The 14,229-nt window shown below is 63.6% G+C and carries 9 protein-coding genes and 1 pseudogene; 5 read left to right on the top strand and 5 right to left on the bottom strand.

The window, feature by feature from the left end; translation table 11 throughout:
- Positions 1 to 22 precede the first annotated feature (22 nt).
- Positions 23 to 1,203, bottom strand: a pseudogene (locus EOC83_RS13350) (MFS transporter).
- 119 nt (positions 1,204 to 1,322) lie between these two features.
- On the opposite strand from EOC83_RS13350, the gene EOC83_RS13345 reads away from it, so the two are divergent.
- Positions 1,323 to 2,231, top strand: a complete 909-nt coding sequence (locus EOC83_RS13345) for a LysR substrate-binding domain-containing protein (protein ID WP_063169458.1) — start codon at positions 1,323 to 1,325, stop codon at positions 2,229 to 2,231.
- Positions 2,232 to 2,275: 44 nt separating this feature from the next.
- Here the strand turns inward: EOC83_RS13345 and EOC83_RS13340 are convergent, their stop codons facing one another.
- Both EOC83_RS13340 and EOC83_RS13335 read right to left on the bottom strand, forming a co-directional pair.
- The gene (locus tag EOC83_RS13340; RefSeq protein WP_063169457.1) at positions 2,276 to 3,325 is read right to left on the bottom strand and encodes an aldo/keto reductase; all 1,050 of its coding nucleotides are present in this window, start codon (positions 3,323 to 3,325) and stop codon (positions 2,276 to 2,278) included.
- A 110-nt stretch (positions 3,326 to 3,435) separates the two neighbouring features.
- Positions 3,436 to 4,098: a YggS family pyridoxal phosphate-dependent enzyme gene (locus EOC83_RS13335; protein WP_027163466.1), complete on the bottom strand. Its 663-nt coding sequence runs from the start codon at positions 4,096 to 4,098 to the stop codon at positions 3,436 to 3,438.
- Between the two features lie 155 nt (positions 4,099 to 4,253).
- Here EOC83_RS13335 and leuS point away from each other — a divergent pair, with 155 nt between their 5' ends.
- The 3 genes from leuS (at position 4,254) to EOC83_RS13320 (ending at position 10,426) form a co-directional block, all read left to right on the top strand.
- Entirely contained in the window at positions 4,254 to 6,878 is a 2,625-nt protein-coding gene (gene leuS, locus EOC83_RS13330; protein WP_127325943.1) for a leucine--tRNA ligase, read from the top strand.
- A complete protein-coding gene (gene lptE, locus EOC83_RS13325) occupies positions 6,865 to 7,443 on the top strand; it encodes an LPS assembly lipoprotein LptE (protein WP_013529029.1) in 579 nt (192 codons plus the stop codon). Before leuS ends, lptE begins: the two co-directional genes overlap by 14 nt.
- 301 nt (positions 7,444 to 7,744) lie before the next feature.
- Entirely contained in the window at positions 7,745 to 10,426 is a 2,682-nt protein-coding gene (locus EOC83_RS13320; protein ID WP_063169455.1) for a DNA translocase FtsK, read from the top strand.
- Between the two features lie 103 nt (positions 10,427 to 10,529).
- Here EOC83_RS13320 and EOC83_RS13315 read toward each other — a convergent pair whose 3' ends face one another.
- A complete protein-coding gene (locus EOC83_RS13315; RefSeq protein ID WP_127218570.1) occupies positions 10,530 to 10,913 on the bottom strand; it encodes a hypothetical protein in 384 nt (127 codons plus the stop codon).
- Between the two features lie 345 nt (positions 10,914 to 11,258).
- On the bottom strand, positions 11,259 to 11,915 hold the full coding sequence (gene fsa, locus EOC83_RS13310; RefSeq protein ID WP_024504222.1) for a fructose-6-phosphate aldolase: 657 nt from the start codon (positions 11,913 to 11,915) through the stop codon (positions 11,259 to 11,261).
- Positions 11,916 to 12,005: 90 nt separating this feature from the next.
- Here fsa and EOC83_RS13305 point away from each other — a divergent pair, with 90 nt between their 5' ends.
- Positions 12,006 to 14,189, top strand: a complete 2,184-nt coding sequence (locus EOC83_RS13305) for a primosomal protein N' (protein ID WP_063169454.1) — start codon at positions 12,006 to 12,008, stop codon at positions 14,187 to 14,189.
- The last annotated feature ends 40 nt before the right edge of the window (positions 14,190 to 14,229 follow it).

Genomic DNA, 14,229 nt, shown 5'->3' with positions numbered 1-14,229 from the left:
GAAGCGGGTTTGCCGAGGGTAGTCACGAGCGGATGGAGGCAGGTGCGCCGAGCGCCGGGGTGCGATCGAGACGCAGCGCCAGGCCCGCCACGCCGAGTGCCGTGAGCGGCAGCAGGGCGGCGACCCAGGTGAGGGAACCCAGACCAAGGCCGTGGGCAATCACCGCGCCGCCAAGCCAGGCGCCTGCGGCGTTGCCGAGATTGAAAGCGGCGATGTTGAAGGACGAGGCGAGGCTCTGGCCGGCACCTTGCGCCTTGTCCAGCACCCACATCTGCAGCGGCGCCACGGTAGCAAAGGCGGCGGCACCGAGCAGGCCGACATAGATGACGGCCATCACCTGGCTGTGGATGGCGAAGGTCATCGTTGCGAGCACCAGGGCCAGCACCACGAGGCTGCCCAGCACGGACGGCCAAGCCAGCGGTCGGCGACCTTGCCGCCAAGCAAATTGCCGGCGATGAGACCGCCGCCGAAGACGAGCAGGATCGGCGACACGGCTGCTTCCTTGAAGCCGCTTATCTCGGTCAGCAACGGAGCGATATAAGTGAAGACGGCGAAGACGCCGGCATAGCCGAGCACGGTGGTGGCGAGGCCGAGCAGGACGGGGGTGCGGCGCAAAACGGCGAGATCGGCGCGCAGGTCGCTCTTTTCGGGCGCCGTCCGGCTGCGTGGCACCAGAGCCAGGATGACGGCGAAGGCGGCCACACCGACCACTGTCACGGCCCAGAAGGTCGCGCGCCAGCCGAAGGCCTGGCCGAGCCATGTGCCGAAGGGCACGCCGAGGATGTTGGCGATGGTCAGGCCGGTGAACATCAGCGCGATCGCCGAGGCTTGTCTGTTGGGCGCGACCAAGCCGGTGGCGACCACCGAGCCGACGCCGAAGAAAGTGCCGTGGGCAAAGGCGGTGATGATGCGGGCGCCCATCAGCGTCCAGTAGTCGGGCGCCAACGCGCAGGCGAGATTGCCGAGCGTGAAGATCGCCATCAGCGCCAGAAGCACGGTCTTGCGCGGCCAGTTGCCGGTGGCGATGGTCAGCAACGGCGCGCCGATGACGACGCCAAGCGCATAGCCCGAAATGAGCTGGCCGGCAGCCGAGATCGAAACGCCGAGATCCTTGCTGACATCGAGCAGCAAACCCATAATGACGAATTCGGTGACGCCGATGCCGAAGGCACCGGCGGCGAGGGCGTAGAGAGCAAGAGGCATGGCGGTTTTCCACTTCGATGCGAAGAGCGCCGTCCCGCGCCCCGACCCCTGAGATCGTGCTTCCCTGCATTGTGAACCAGACTTGCCTTGGGCATATTTTCTGTGAAATAGATTCATAAATGGCCAGGCCCGACATCAATCGCTCCGGCGAGATCGAAGTGTTCGTGCGCGTCGTCGAGGAAGGCAGTTTCTCCTCCGCGGCACGCGCGTTGCGCATGACGCCGTCGGCGGTGAGCAAGCTGATCGCGCGGCTGGAGGCCCGGCTTGGCGCGCGGCTGGTCAGCCGCTCGACGCGAAAGCTGCAACTGACGCCGGAAGGCACAGCATTCTACGAGAGCGGCCTGCGCATCCTTGCCGACATGGCGGCAGCCGAGCAGGAGGCAGCGGCCGGTGCTTCACCGCGCGGACGTGTGCGCATTAACAGCTACGTGCCCTTCGGGGTGCATCGGCTGGTCCCGCTTCTGCCTCGGTTCCTGGAACGCTACCCCGAGATTTCGGTCGATCTGGTGCTGACCGACAGCGTCGTCGACCTGATGGCGGAGCGCGCCGATGTTGCCATCCGTGCCGGGCCATTGAGTGAGTCACGGCTGGTGGCGCGCAAGCTCGGGCAAAGCCCGGTGGTCGTTGTTGCAGCACCTTCTTACCTCGAGACGCACGGCATACCGCTGACGCCAGCCGATCTCGACAAACACAACCGCATGGGCTTCGGCTTCGTCAGGCACCTCGATGGCTGGCCGTTCCTCGACGCGGAAGGCCGCGTCATCATGATTCCGATCACCGGCAACACGCTGGTCAGCGATGGTGAGGCGATGCGGCTCATGGCACTGGCGGGCGCGGGCATCGCCCGGCTGGCGCGCTGGCATGTGGCGGAAGACATAGCGGCCGGCAGACTGGCGCCGCTGCTGGAGGCATTCAATCCGGGTGACGAGGAGCCGACCCACGCCGTCTATGTCGGCCAGGGCCGGCATCTGCCGGCGCGGGTGCGCGCCTTTCTCGATTTTCTGGGCGAGAGCGTCCGGCTGACCTGACATCTCCGGAGCCACGGCTCCCGAGATGTCAGCGTGGGCTGTATTTATGCTTTCGGCGTGAACGCCGCCGGACGGCGGCCCGCTGCCTGGCGCTCCAGCATCCAGCCTGGATATTCGGACGGCAGGGCGCTGACCTCGTCGAGACGAACCAGATCGTCGGTGTCGAGCTTCACCTCAGTGGCGGCAAGGTTCTGCTCCAGCTGCTCCATGCGGCTGGCGCCGATGATGACGCTCATCACGAAGGGCTTGGCCAGGACATAGCCGAGCGCCACCGTGGCGACGCTCACATCATGTTTTTTGGCTATGTCGCGCATGACGGCAACGGCCGCCCAGGCGCGGTCCTCATTGACCGGCGGGAAGTTGAAGGACGCGCGGCGGCCTTCGCCATTGCCGGGTGCGCCGGGGCCATATTTGCCGGAGAGCAGGCCACCGGCCATCGGCGACCACACCATCAGGCCGAGCTTCTCCTCATTGAGCAGCGGCACGATTTCGCGCTCGAGATCGCGGCCGGCGATCGAATAATAGGACTGCACGGTCTCGAAACGGGCGAAACCCTTGCGCTCGGCGATGCCGAGCGCCTTGGCGATGCGCCATGCCGCCCAGTTGGAGACGCCGACATAGCGGACCTTACCGCTGGCAACGAGATCGTCGAGCGCCCGCAGCGTTTCGTCGATCGGCGTCACGGTGTCGGTGCCGTGCAACTGATAGAGATCGATATGGTCGAGTTGCAACCGCTCCAAGCTGGCATCGACCGAATCCATGATGTGGCCGCGTGACGAGCCGCGCTGGTTGGGGCCTTCACCCATGGCGCCATGCGCCTTGGTGGCGATGACCACATTCTGCCTGTTGACCTTGAGATCCCTGAGCGACTGGCCGAGCAACCGTTCGGATTCGCCAAAGGAGTAGACGTCGGCCGAATCGAAGAAATTGACGCCGGCGGCAAGCGAATGGGCAACGATCTCGTTGACGCCCTTCTGGTCGAGGCTGGCGATCAGGCCCCATTGGGCATTCTGGCCGGCGGCGCCGAAGGTCATGGTGCCGAGGCACAGTTCGGAGACGAACATCCCCGTATTTCCAAGCTGGTTGTAGCGCATGGTGGCGGCTCCAGAGAGTTTGTGACGACCCAAAGCAAATAGGAACGGTACGTTTCGTTTCCAGTCCTGGAGCAACGAGCCTGTCGGATTGGCCCAAAGGCCGTTGCGTCTCAGCGAGTGCCGAAGATCGCCGAACCGACGCGGACGCTGGTGGCGCCGAAGGCGATTGCTGTTTCGTAGTCGCCGGACATGCCCATTGAGAGTTTGGCGACGTCGGCTTCCTTGCTAAGCTTCTCCAACAGCGCAAAATGCGGACCGGGATTCTCGTCGGCCGGCGGGATGCACATCAGGCCTTCGATGGCGAGGCCGTGCACGTCGCGGCAGCGGGCGACGAAGGCCACGGCGTCGCGGGGCTCGATGCCGGCCTTCTGCGGCTCGGAGCCGGTGTTGACCTGGACATAGAGTTTTGGCGCGCGGCCCTGTTTGGCGATCTCCTTGGCGAGTTCGGCGGCGATCTTCTCGCGATCGACCGTCTCGATGACGTCGAACAGTGCTACCGCTTCCCTAGCCTTGTTGGATTGCAGCGGGCCGATCAGATGCAGTTCGATGTCGGGAAATGCGTCCTTCAGATCAGGCCATTTGGCTTGCGCCTCCTGCACCCGGTTCTCGCCGAAGACGCGCTGGCCGGCTTCGATGACCGGGCCGATGTCGGCGGCATCAAAGGTCTTTGAGACCGCGACCAGGATCACGGCGCCGGCTTCGCGGCCGGCCTCGCGTTCGGCGGCGGCGATCTTCGCCTTGACCGCGAAAAATTGCTGAACGGCGTCACCCATATGCAAATCCTGCTGTTTTGACCGGCGTTTTTGTCAGACGCGGTACCCATATGGTTGACGGGTTTGCCAAACCATGGTGAACACCCGGACCACATTCCCTGAACTGCCGAGCCATCGCCCGCAGTTCGCGCATGCTTTTAAGTGAAAAACGTCCCATGGCAACCGAACGATACAATCCGCGCGCGTCAGAGCCCAAATGGCAGAAGGCCTGGGACGCCAAGAAGCTGTTCGAAGCGCACAATGACGATCCGCGCCCGAAATACTACGTGCTGGAGATGTTCCCCTATCCGTCGGGGCGCATCCATATCGGTCATACCCGCAATTACACGATGGGCGACGTGGTGGCGCGCTACAAGCGGGCCAAGGGCTTCAACGTGCTGCACCCGATGGGCTGGGACGCCTTCGGCATGCCGGCCGAAAACGCGGCGATGCAGAATAAGGTCCACCCCAAGGAGTGGACCTACCAGAACATCGCCACCATGCGCGAGCAGCTCAAGGTCATGGGGCTGTCGCTGGACTGGGCGCGCAAATTCGCCACCTGCGACGTCGATTACTACCACCGCCAGCAGATGCTGTTCCTCGACTTTGTCGAGAAGGGGCTGGTGACGCGCAAATCCTCCAAGGTCAACTGGGATCCGGAGGACATGACGGTGCTTGCCAACGAGCAGGTCATCGACGGGCGCGGCTGGCGCTCGGGCGCGCTGGTCGAACAGCGCGAACTGACGCAGTGGTTCTTCAAGATCACCGACTTCGCCCAGGATCTGCTGGATTCGCTCGAAGGCCTCGACGAATGGCCGGAAAAAGTGAAGCTGATGCAGCAGAACTGGATCGGCCGCTCGGAAGGCCTGCTGATCCGTTGGCCTCTGGCCGACGCCTCCGATGGCGAGCATGAGTTGGAAGTCTATACGACAAGGCCCGACACCATCTTCGGCGCTTCCTTCATGGCTGTCGCCGCCGATCATCCGTTGGCCAAGAAGGCCGCTGCGCACAATCCGGCACTGGCGAAGTTCATCGAGGATATCGGCCATATGGGCACCTCGGTGGCGGCGCTGGAGACAGCTGAGAAGAAGGGTTTTGACACCGGCCTCCGCGTCGTCCATCCGTTTGACGACAACTGGACGCTGCCTGTCTATGTCGCCAATTTCGTGCTGATGGAATACGGCACCGGCGCCATTTTCGGCTGCCCGTCCGGCGACCAGCGCGACCTCGACTTCGCCAACAAATACGGCCTGCCGGTGATTCCGGTGGTGATGCCGGAAGGCGAGAATCCGGCGACGTTCCAGATCATCGATGAAGCCTATGTCGATGACGGCGTGATGATCAATTCGCGCTTTCTCAACGGCTTGAAGCCGGATCAGGCTTTCGACGAAGTCGCCAAACTGCTGGAGCAGAAGACGATCGGCAACCGGCCGATGGCCGAGCGCAAGGTGAATTTCCGTCTGCGCGATTGGGGCATTTCGCGCCAGCGCTACTGGGGCTGCCCTATCCCGATGATCCATTGCGAGGCTTGCGGCGTGGTGCCGGTGCCGAAGGCGGACCTGCCGGTGAAGCTGCCCGACGATGTCGATTTCGACCGCCCGGGCAATCCGCTCGACCGTCATCCGACATGGCGGCATGTGAAATGTCCGCAATGCGGCAGGGATGCGCGGCGCGAAACCGACACGATGGACACGTTCGTCGACTCGTCGTGGTATTTTGCCCGCTTCACCGCGCCGTGGGCACATGAACCGACCGATCCCAAGGCGGCCAACGAATGGCTGCCGGTCGACCAGTATATTGGCGGGATCGAGCACGCGATCCTGCATCTGCTCTATTCGCGCTTCTTCACCCGCGCCATGCGCGAGGCCGGCCATGTCGATCTGGCCGAGCCGTTCAAGGGCCTGTTCACGCAAGGCATGGTGGTGCACGAAACCTATCGTGTTGGCTCGGCATCGAACGGCCGCTGGCTGGCGCCCACCGAAGTTCGGCTGGACGACGTTGACGGCAAGCGCAGCGCCATCGAGATCGCCACCGGCGAGACCGTCTCCATCGGCCCGCTGGAAAAGATGTCGAAGTCGAAGAAGAACACTGTGAGCCCGGAAGACATCACCGATGGCTACGGCGCCGATACGGCGCGCTGGTTCATGCTGTCGGATTCGCCTCCCGAGCGCGATGTCGAGTGGACCGACGATGGCGCCGCCGGCGCGCATCGCTTCATCCAGCGCATCTGGCGCCTGGTGTCGACGGCGGCCGAAACACTGGCCGGCATCAAGCCCGTGGCGGCCAGCAGCGGCGAGGCCGCGGTGGTTTCCAAGGCCGCGCACAAGATACTCAAGGCGGTCGGAGAGGATATCGAGAAGCTCGCTTTCAACCGCGCCATCGCCCGCATCTACGAACTGGCCAACGCGCTGACCACGCCGCTTAACGAGGTGGCAGAAGGCAAGGCCGATGCAGCGCTGAAAGGCGCCTGCCGGCAGGCGGTGGAGATTCTCGTGCATCTGATCGCGCCGGTCATGCCGCATCTGGCCGAGGAGTGCTGGGCAACGCTCGGCGGCACCGATCTCGTTGCCGAACGGCCTTGGCCGGTCTTCGATCCGGCGCTGGTCGTCGACAACGAAGTCACCTATCCGGTACAGGTCAACGGCAAGAAGCGGGGGGATTTGACAATTGCCCGCGACGCGGACCAAGGTGCGGTCGAAAAAGCGGTATTGGCTCTCGACTTCGTGCAGAAAGCACTCGAAGGGAAGGCTCCGCGCAAGGTGATCATCGTGCCGCAGAGGATCGTCAATGTCGTTGCCTGATCGGGAAAAGACAGAGTTGAGCCATTTGCTGCGCCGCATGGCGCTTGCCGGCCTGATAGGTTCGCTCGCGCTTGTCTCGGCCTGCACGGTGCGGCCGCTCTATTCGAGCGCGCCACTGTCGGGTTCGCAGGCCAGTGCCAGTGCCGAACTGGCGTTGATCGGCATCAAGCCGGTCAATACGCGTTACGGCCAACAGGTGCGCAACAATCTCATTTTCGGGTTTGGACGAGGCGCCGGCGAGCCGGCCTCGCCGGCCTATTCGCTCAATCTCGGCGTGACCGAAGCGGTCGAGTCCGCGGCACTTGTGCAGGTCGGAACCGACGAAGACGAGCCGACCGCCGGTTCCGTGACGCTGACCGGCAGCTATACGCTGGCCGATGCGAAGACCGGCGTGGTGATCGCATCCGGCAAGCGTTCGATCACCTCGTCCTTCGACAGGCCGCGTCAGGAATTCGCCGCATACCGGGCGCAGATCGACGCCGAGAATCGCGCGGCGCGAGAGTTGGCGGAAGCGCTGCAGCTGTCCATTGCCCAGGACCTTGTCCGGCACGGCAAGACCGGCTAGCGCACCTCATCTGCTTCACGAAAACGGTCTGGCGCCCCAGGCATGACGGGATGATCGTGGGATCATGACCAGATTCCCGAACAGAGCCAGATTCTGAACAGAGATTGGCCGAAGAGACCCATCGGCCTGCTATGGCACAGCGAGTAGATCGCGCCACCGCGGTGGGTGCGGCGAGGCGACGATCGTGCCGCGTCGCTCGCGAAGATTTTGGCGCTCAGGATCGTAGGCGACCCATCCGGGAAGCAACTGTTAACCACTCGCTCCCTATTGCTCGGCAGACATTTCAGAGTGAGTCTTGAGAATGGAAGCCAAGCGTTTTTCCCGGGTCAATTTGTCGACGGCCGCACCGCCTGATGATCCCGAGGGGAAGCGCTTCGAGAGCATCGGCGACAGGGGTGATCAGCGAAGTTCTTCCGCCGCAGGCGCCCTTGATCGTATGGCTCGCAAGGAGCCGGACGGTCGGCAGCCCGCCACACGCCAGGCCGGCTATTCCGCGCCTATGGTCGATCTCGGCGGCAACAAGCGGCCCTATATGGAGCCGCGGAGTGGCTCGGACGACACGCCTTCGAAAATCGGCGATATCGAGAGCCCTGCCTGGCAGGAATATTTCTTCCTTGCACCCAACGTGCGTTTTACACGCACGCCGGATTATGAGGCCAGGAAGCATCATCCGCAGCACGAGCGTGTCGTCGAACACGGCGCGACGCGCCCGGCACAGCAAGCCGTTGCGCAACCCATGGTCGGCAGGGCGTCCTCCGCGCCCTCGCTCCTGGCATTGCCGGCGTCGGTGAAAAGCCCTGCCTCCCAGCCGCAGACCGGGCACGCCACGCAAGGGCCACTGCCGCCGGCTGCTGCTTTTGTCCCGTCCGTGCGCGCCAGGGAGAGGGTGCCAGCCGTTGCGCCGGTGCCGCCGAGGACGGTCGCAACGAGACGGGCATCCGCGCGTGCGTCCGTTGCTCCGGGCGCCCCGATCAAAACCGAAAGGCTGCGCTGGCCCTATCTTTCGGATCATGCCTTCTTCGAGGCTATGGCACCCTATCTGGTCGACGTTTCGCCGCCGGCCCGGCAAACCGGTTCAGCGTCGCCTGCGCCGCTCGCCGCAGCGCCAGTCACCACTATGCCGATCGACATCCGTCCGACGACAGGGACCGATGCCACCGCCTTGTTTCGTGTCATCGACTGCCTGCCGGGCCAGGCCTTGAAGCCGTTGCCGGATGTTTGGCCGGCCAATTCGAACCAGGCCGTCGCCCAACCTGACGTGCCGGCGAGCAATGCGCCGTCGCCGGTCCAGCCTGTCGCAATTCCAGCCGCCAAAAGCGTCGCCGTTTCCGCGCCGGCCGCGCCAAGTGCGAACGTCCCTGCCAAGGCCGTTGGCGCCCGCTCTGCACGCTTGCCTGGGGCTGGAAAGGTCGTGCTGTCAACCGCGGGCGATCCCTATGAGCTTCCCTCGGAAGAGCTGTTGCAGCAGCCACCGGAGGGACAAGGCTTCTACATGTCGCAGGAGCGGCTCGAGCAGAACGCGGATCTGCTGGAAAGCGTGCTCGAAGACTTCGGCGTGCGTGGCGAGATCATTCATGTTCGTCCCGGCCCGGTCGTCACGCTCTATGAATTCGAGCCGGCGCCGGGCGTCAAATCTTCTCGCGTCATCGGGCTTGCCGACGATATCGCCCGCTCCATGTCGGCGATTTCGGCGCGCGTCGCCGTCGTGCCCGGCCGCAACGTCATCGGCATCGAGCTTCCGAACGAGATGCGCGAAACCGTCTATTTCCGGGAACTGATCGAATCCGAGGGCTTCCGCAAGACAAGCTGCAAGCTGGCGCTGTGTCTCGGCAAGACGATCGGGGGTGAGCCGGTCATCGCCGAGCTGGCGAAGATGCCGCATCTGCTCGTGGCCGGAACCACCGGCTCCGGCAAGTCGGTCGCCATCAACACCATGATCCTGTCGTTGCTCTATCGGCTGAAGCCGGAAGAATGCCGGCTGATCATGGTCGATCCCAAAATGCTCGAACTCTCTGTCTATGACGGCATCCCGCATCTTCTGACGCCCGTCGTCACGGATCCCAAGAAAGCCGTCACGGCGCTCAAATGGGCGGTGCGCGAAATGGAGGACCGGTATCGCAAGATGGCGCGGCTCGGTGTGCGCAACATCGACGGCTACAACGAGCGCGCCGCCCAAGCCCGCGACAAGGGCGAAACCGTCGTCATGACGGTGCAGACCGGCTTCGAAAAGGGCACCGGCGAACCGCTTTTCGAACAGCAGGAAGTAGACCTGGCGCCGATGCCCTACATCGTCGTCATCGTCGACGAGATGGCCGACCTGATGATGGTCGCCGGCAAGGAGATCGAAGGCGCCATCCAGCGTTTGGCGCAGATGGCGCGTGCTGCCGGCATCCACCTGATCATGGCAACGCAGCGTCCCTCGGTCGACGTCATCACGGGCACGATCAAGGCCAATTTCCCGACCCGGATTTCCTTCCAGGTGACGTCGAAGATCGACAGCCGCACCATCCTGGGCGAGCAGGGCGCCGAGCAGCTGCTCGGCCAGGGCGACATGCTGCACATGATGGGTGGCGGGCGCATTTCGCGCGTGCATGGGCCGTTTGTCTCCGACGCGGAGGTAGAGCACGTCGTGGCGCATCTCAAGGCGCAGGGCCGGCCTGAATATCTGGAAACCGTGACCGCCGACGAGGATGAGGAAGAAATCGACGAGGACCAGGGCGCGGTCTTCGACAAGGGATCGGTTGCAGCCGAAGACAGCGATGCGATCTACGACGAGGCGGTCAAGGTGGTGGTGCGCGACAAGAAGTGTTCGACCTCCTACATCCAGCGCCGCCTCGGCATCGGCTACAACCGCGCCGCATCCCTGGTCGAGCGTATGGAAAAGGAAGGATTGGTCGGCGCACCCAACCATGTTGGCAAACGCGAAATCATCATGGGCCGGCGCCAGCCGGCGACCGTGCCTGAGGATGACGGCGCGGACTGAGCGACCCCGGCCGTTATGGGATCATGCTTCAGGGGATGCTTCAGCTGCGGGTCAAGCTCGTGAATTCCATCACCTATCCCAGCCTAAACCTTAAGCATCTACACTAGCGGTTAGTGACGGCCTTTCCAATGCTGACGACCACATAGGATAACCAGCCAATGACATGCCCGAAGAAATAGATGCACAGTCCCAAATATGTAAGCAACGCAATCACAAATAGCTTCTCACCTAACGCAACATTCGTCACGAAGCCTTGAGGCAACAGGGCAAGAATCCAACCGAAGTGAAGGCCCCAGCTACACCCCCATTGACCACACGTCCGGTTGGCACTCAGCACCGTTGCGCCAAGCCACACGACCGAAATCACTATGAAACTCACCCACGAATAACGTTTGTCCCGAATGAGGCCGTAGATTGAAAATGCCTTTGCGAAAGCGAGTCCTATTGATGCAAGAACAGAAAAGGCGATTGAGATTAGAAGGCTCATGTTCGACCCAGTAGCTAAAACATCGAAGCTACAGCCAGCACCTTTACAAAGGGTTCGACCAAGTCATCGTTTTTTAAGTTCGTCGAAGGGCATCTCTCTAGCGTGATATCCAGGGTATGCTTCAGCAGCGTGTCGATCTGGTGAACTCGATCAAATATCCTGTTTTGAACTTGTCGCTCTCGATTTCAGCTGGATGCAATGCTGCGATGCAGTAAAGCCAAAAGAGCTAGTGCAAGGCACCCAAAAACAAAGACATGGAAAGTCACCCCACCCGCAGCACATAAAAAAGACCGGTTGCCCGGTCTTTTTTCACTGCAAGCGCATTGGCTTCAGCCGATCGCCATCTCAGCCAATCGATTGGCCGGTCTTGGCCCAGTCGGCGAGGAAGGCGGCGAGGCCCTTGTCGGTCAGCGGATGGTTGACCAGGGCCTTCAGGGTCGCCGGCGGCGCGGTCACGACATCGGCGCCGATGAGTGCCGCCTGCTTGACGTGGTTCACGGTGCGCACCGAGGCGACGAGGATCTCGGTCTGGAAATCGTAATTATCATAGATCTGCCGGATTTCCTGGATCAGCTCCATGCCGTCGATGCCGATGTCGTCGATGCGGCCGACGAAGGGCGAGATGAACGAGGCGCCGGCCTTGGCCGCCAGCAGCGCCTGGTTGGCCGAAAAGCACAGGGTGACGTTGACCAGGCGGTTCATCTCGGTGCGGATCGTCTTGCAAGCCTTGAGACCGTCCAGCGTCAGCGGCACTTTGATGCAGACATTGTCGGCGATCTTGGCCAGAACCTTGGCCTGCTGCATCATCTCGGAATATTCGGTGGCGGTGACTTCAGCCGAAACCGGACCCTTGACGATGTCGCAAATCTGTTTGGTGACCTCGGCGATCTTGCCGCCGGATTTGAGGATCAGCGACGGATTGGTGGTGACGCCGTCGAGCAGCCCCAGATCGTTCAGCTCACGGATATCCTTGACGTCGGCGGTGTCGACAAAAAATTTCATGGCGGGTCTCCTGAAGATTTTCATGTGCATGTCATGCACATTTGGGGTCGGCCTTTGATCTAGACCAAAGTCAGGGCAAGGTCACGCCTCATGATCGAAGATTCGCCCTTTGTCGCAGCCGCACCGGTGCTGGTGCCGATGCCCGCCGAACGCCCCTACACCTACGCCGTGCCGGCCGGCATGCGCGTGGTGCCGGGCTCGATCGTGCGTGTGCCGCTCGGGCCGCGCCAGGTCGCCGGCATCGTCTGGGATGGCGCGGTCGAGAAGGTCGACGCGAAAAAGCTGCGTCCTATCGAACAGGTCTTCGACTGCCCGCCGATCGACCGCGCGATGCGCCGTTTCGTCGACTGGGTGGCGCAGTACACGCTATCGCCGCCCGGCATGGTGGCGCGCATGCTGCTCAGGGCGCCGGAGGCTTTCGACCCCGAACCGTGGATCGAGGGGTTGCAGCGCACGCTTCTCGCACCTGACCGGATGACGGGCGCCAGGCAGCGCGTGCTGGAGACGGCCGAAGGCGGCCTTGCCTGGACGCGCTCCGGCCTCGCTCACGCCGCCGGCGTGTCCTCGACGGTGATCGACGGCCTGAGGGCGCAAGGCGTGTTCGAGACCGTGATGATCCCGCCGCGCCCGGTGGTGGCCGCGCCCGATCCCGGCTACGCTATTCCGGAACTGATGCCGGACCAGGGCGCCGCGGCGCAGATGCTGCGCGCCAATGTCGCAGCCGGCGTGTTCAACGTCGCGCTGCTCGACGGCGTCACCGGATCCGGTAAGACCGAGGTCTATTTCGAGGCTGTGGCGGCTGCGCTCGACCAGGGCAGGCAGGTGCTGATCCTGCTGCCGGAAATCGCGCTGACGCATGCCTTTCTCGAGCGCTTCCAGCAGCGCTTCGGCGCCAAGCCGGGCGAATGGCATTCCGACCTGCCGCCGCGGATGCGCGAGCGGGTTTGGCGGCAAGTGGCGGAGGGCGGCGTGCGGGTCGTCGCCGGCGCGCGCTCGGCGCTGTTCCTGCCGTTCAAGGAGCTCGGCCTTATCGTCGTCGACGAGGAGCACGACCCTGCCTACAAGCAGGAGGACCGCGTCTTCTACAATGCGCGCGACATGGCGGTGGTGCGCGGCCATATCGGCAGCTTCCCCGTGGTGCTGGCGTCGGCGACGCCGTCGGTCGAAAGCCGGGTCAATGCCAGCCAAGGTAAATATAACAGGGCGGTGCTTTCCGCTCGCTTCGCCGAGGCGGCGCTTCCGCATCTGAAGGCGGTCGACATGCGGCGTGCGCCGCCGGCGCGTGGCGGTTTCCTGTCGCCGGTGCTGCTCGACCAGATGCGCCAGACGCTGGAGAGGAAGGAGCAGTCGCTGCTGTTCCTCAACCGGCGCGGCTATGCGCCGCTGACCCTGTGCCGGGTCTGCGGCCATCGTTTCGGCTGCCCGGTCTGCTCGGCCTGGCTGGTCGAGCACCGGTTTCGCGGGCAACTGGTCTGCCATCATTGCGGGCACAATGAGCGCCGCCCCGAAGCCTGCCCGGAATGCGGCACGCTCGATCATCTGGTCGCCTGCGGACCGGGTGTCGAGCGCATCGCCGAAGAGGTCGTGACGCATTTCCCCGACGCGCGCACCATCGTCTTGTCGTCAGACCTGATGGGCGGCGTGCGGCGGCTGCGGCTGGAGCTGGAGGCGATCGCCGACGGCGAGGCCGATATCGTCATCGGCACGCAGCTCGTCGCCAAGGGCCACAATTTCCCTAATATGACCCTGGTCGGCGTCGTCGATGCCGATCTCGGCCTTGCCAACGGCGATCCACGCGCCGCCGAACGCACATTCCAGTTGCTCAGCCAGGTGACAGGCCGCGCCGGCCGCACCGGCAAGAAGAGCCTTGGACTGCTGCAGACCTTCCAGCCCGACCATCCGGTGATGCGGGCGATCGTCTCCGGCGACGCCGAGGCTTTTTACGAGCGCGAGATTGCCGAGCGCGAACGGGCCGCCCTGCCGCCCTTCGGCCGGCTCGCCGGCGTCATCGTCAGCGCGGTGACGCGAGCGGAAGCCGAGGGCCATGCACGCGGCCTGCGCCGCGCAGCACCCGAGGCGTCAGATCTGTTCGTGCTGGGTCCAGCCGAGGCGCCGCTGTCCCTGCTCGGCGGCCGCCACCGCTTCCGCCTGCTGATCCAGGGCGAACGGCGCGCCGACATGCAAGGTTTTATCAGGGCCATGCTGGCCAACGGGCCGAAGCAACGCGGCTCGGTCCGGGTGCAGGTCGACGTCGACCCGCAGAGTTTTTTGTAAGGTTGCGCTTTCAGCGATAGGTTGCCCGCAAGCCAGCGAG

The sequence above is a fragment of the Mesorhizobium sp. Primo-A genome (assembly GCF_003997175.1).
GTDB lineage: Bacteria > Pseudomonadota > Alphaproteobacteria > Rhizobiales > Rhizobiaceae > Mesorhizobium > Mesorhizobium ciceri.
The sequence above is the reverse complement of the archived record's forward strand: the minus strand, read 5'-3'. Positions and strand labels throughout refer to the sequence as shown.